At 73.2% G+C, this 3,294-nt stretch carries 2 protein-coding genes and 1 pseudogene; 2 read left to right on the forward strand and 1 reads right to left on the reverse strand.

Annotation, left to right across the window (positions count from 1 at the left end; genetic code table 11):
- Positions 1–28 precede the first annotated feature (28 nt).
- Both nhaA and FV228_RS24355 read left to right on the forward strand, forming a co-directional pair.
- A complete protein-coding gene (nhaA, locus tag FV228_RS24350; protein ID WP_147856918.1) occupies positions 29–1,234 on the forward strand; it encodes a Na+/H+ antiporter NhaA in 1,206 nt (401 codons plus the stop codon).
- Positions 1,235–1,283: 49 nt separating this feature from the next.
- Positions 1,284–3,038, forward strand: coding sequence for a carbamoyltransferase C-terminal domain-containing protein (locus tag FV228_RS24355; RefSeq protein WP_147856919.1), 1,755 nt, complete (start codon positions 1,284–1,286; stop codon positions 3,036–3,038).
- Positions 3,039–3,091: 53 nt separating this feature from the next.
- Here FV228_RS24355 and FV228_RS24360 read toward each other — a convergent pair.
- A pseudogene (locus tag FV228_RS24360) lies at positions 3,092–3,294 on the reverse strand (hypothetical protein); the annotation flags it as partial.

Below are 3,294 nucleotides of genomic sequence, written 5' to 3' on the forward strand. Positions count from 1 at the left end.
CCCCCAAATCACGCCAAGCGTGCCCGCGATGAAGCCGCCTTTGAATCCCGGCCGCGCCCCACCGGCCCGCGGCCGGCGCCCGCTCTCGGCCATCCGCACCATGCTGGCGAGCGAGGCCGCGGGCGGGCTGATCCTGATGGCCGCGGCGGCGCTGGCCCTCGTGGTCGCCAACGGCCCGTTCGCCGACGCCTACGCGCACGGGCTCCACGCCGCCCTCGGGCCGATGAGCGTGCAGCACTGGATCAACGACGGCCTGATGGCCGGGTTCTTCCTGCTGGTCGGGCTGGAGATCAAGCGCGAGGCGCTGGACGGGCGGCTGCGCACCTGGCCGGACCGGGTGCTGCCCGGCATCGCGGCGTTCGGCGGCATGGCGATGCCGGCCCTGGTCTACGCGGCGGCCAATCTCGGCGCCGATACCTTACGCGGCTGGGCGATCCCGGCGGCCACCGACATCGCCTTCGCGCTCGGCGTCCTGGCGCTGCTCGGCAAGCGGGTGCCGGTCTCGCTCAAGATCTTCCTGAGCGCCGTGGCCATCGTCGACGACCTCGGCGCCGTGGTGGTGATCGCGCTGTTCTACGGCTCCGGCCTCGATGCCGGGATGCTGGGACTCGCCGCCCTCGTGCTCGCCGGCCTCTACGGCCTCAACCGGGCGGGCGTGACCTGGCTGTCGGCCTATCTCCTGCTCGGTCTGGTGCTGTGGGTGCTGGTGCTGCGCTCCGGGATCCACGCCACGGTGGCGGGGGTGCTGCTGGCCTTCACCATCCCGATCCGGGTCAGCCCAGGCCGGCCGGAAGACGTGGATTCGCCGCTGCATCGGCTGGAGCACGGGCTGGCGCCCTGGATCACCTATGGGGTGGTCCCGGTCTTCGGCTTCGCCAATGCCGGCGTCGCCCTAACCGGCCTGACGCCCGACGCCCTGCTCCAGCCGGTGACGCTCGGCATCGCCGCGGGGCTGTTCCTGGGCAAGCAGGCCGGCGTGTTCGCCAGCCTGAGGCTCGCCGTCGCGCTCGGATGGGCGCAGCGCCCGGCCGGGGCCGGCTGGGGCCAGGTCTACGGCGTCGCGGTCCTGTGCGGGATCGGCTTCACCATGAGCCTGTTCATCGGCGGCTTGGCCTTCGCGGATCCGCAGCACGAGACCGCGGTGAAGCTCGGCGTGCTCGCGGGCTCGGCCCTGTCGGGGCTCGTCGGGGCGGCAATCCTCCTGTTGGCGCGGCGCCCCGAGGCCATCCGGTAGCGGGCGCCCCGGGCTCCGTCGCGCGCGAAAATGCGCTACCCCCCGATCCATGCGGTTCTATCTCGGCCTCGCCACCACCTTCCACGATCCGGCGCTCGCCCTCCTCGGGCCCGACGGCGCCGTGCTGTTCGCCGAGGCCACGGAGCGGTTCCTCCAGGTCAAGCGCGCCCCGAACTGCGAGCCCGACATCCCGGCCCGGGTGATCGGCCTGGTGCAGGCCTACGTGTCGGCCGGATCGGAGATCGTGGTCGCCTCGTCCTGGGGGCAGCAATTCGCCGACTTCCTGCGCGGACAGGCGGGGGCCGGCGCCTTCGACCTGATGGCGCTGTCCGCCCACACCACGGCGCTCAACCGCTCCTTCGTACCCGAGCAGGCCGAGCGGGTGTTCATCGCCGACCTCCACGCCGCGCAGGCGCGGGCCGGCCACGGCACCCTGCTGGCCCTCAACCAGGAGGCGCGGATCACCGGGACGCCGCGCGCGACGATCGCCGGGCAGCGGCGCTACCCGCACCATCTCTGCCACGCCGCCTACGGGCTGTGGGGCAGCCCGTTCGAGGAGGCCACAGCCCTGGTGGTCGACGGCATGGGCGAGACCGGCGCGGCCGCGATCTACCGGCTGCAGGACGGCCGGATCACGGAGCTGCGCCGCCACCGCGGGCGCGGGTCGCTCGGCTTCCTGTACGGGCTCGTCACCGATCTCGCCGGCTTCGACCAGGTGAAGGGCGAGGAATGGAAGATCATGGGGCTCGCCCCCTACGGACGCCCCGACCCGGAGCTGGCCGCCCTGCTGGCCCGGCTCTGCACGGTCGAGGCCGGGCGCCTCCGCTTCGCCGAGGCCGACACGATCCAGGCGGTCGCCGCCGAGATCCGGGCCCGCCAGCCCGCGGACGCCCGAGAGCAGGGCTGGGCCGACCTCGCCCGCTGCGGCCAGGATTTGTTTGGGACTTTGATGGATGTGCTGGTGGCCGAGGCGGCCGCCCTCGGCCCCTCCGAGAACCTCGTGATCGCCGGGGGCTGCGGGCTCAACTCCTCGTATAACGGTCGGGTGCTCGGCCGCTCCGGCTTCGCCCGGCTGCACGTCCCCTCGGCGCCGGCCGACGACGGCAACGCCGTGGGCGCCGCCTGGCTCGCTTACGCGGAGGACCATCCGGACTGGGCAGGCCCGCCCGCCGCCTCGCGCCCGCTGACGCCCTATCTCGGCTCCCGGGTCTCGACCACCGCGATGGAGCGCTTGGCCGAGCAGGAGCCGCGGGCCACATGCGTCGGACACGCAGAGGCGACCCGGGCCGCGGCAAAAATCCTGGCCGCGGGCGGTCTCGTCGGCTGGGTGCAGGGAAGGGCGGAGTTCGGCCCCCGGGCGCTCGGCAACCGCTCGATCCTGGCCGACCCGCGGCCGGAGGGCGCCAAGGACGCGCTGAACGCCAAGGTGAAGTACCGCGAGGCGTTCCGGCCGTTCGCGCCCTCGATCCTGGCCGAGGCCGGGCCGGACTGGTTCGAGGATTACGCCGACAGCCCCTACATGGAGCGCACGCTGGTCTGGCGCGCGTCGGTCCGCGCCCGGGTGCCGGCGGTGGTCCACCAGGACGGCACCGGCCGGCTCCAGAGCGTCACGCCCGAGCGCAACCCGGCCTACGCGGCGCTGATCCGCGCCTTCGCGGACATCACCGGGGTGCCGATCCTGCTCAACACCAGCTTCAACGTGATGGGCAAGCCGATCCTCCACAGCGCGGAGGATGCGATCCTGATGTTCTACACCACCGGCCTCGACGCCCTCGTGGTCGAGGATTGGCTGGTGGTGAAATGACGAACGCCGCGCCCCCGGGGGGACGCGGCGCCGGCGAGACGATCGTAAAGAAATTACTCGCAGACTTCGACGCGGCGGTAGGTGAACTCGCCGTCGCCGAGCCATTCCTTGCGGCGCTCGTAGTGGCAGATCGGGCCGCGGCGCTCGCGCACCACGACGGTCTCGGGCTCCTCGACCAGGACCCGGCGCGGGCGGTATTCCGGCGGGGGCGGCGGGGGCTGGTTGGCGCCGTTGACCAGGGCGCCGCCGACCACAC

Source organism: Methylobacterium sp. WL18, assembly GCF_008040015.1.
Classification (GTDB): Bacteria; Pseudomonadota; Alphaproteobacteria; order Rhizobiales; family Beijerinckiaceae; genus Methylobacterium; species Methylobacterium mesophilicum.

Excerpts from the sequence above, each read along its gene's own strand:
- nhaA (WP_147856918.1), top strand. The coding sequence starts at position 29 with ATGAAGCCGCCTTTGAATCCCGGCCGCGCCCCACCGGCCCGCGGCCGG.
- FV228_RS24355 (WP_147856919.1), top strand. The coding sequence starts at position 1,284 with ATGCGGTTCTATCTCGGCCTCGCCACCACCTTCCACGATCCGGCGCTC.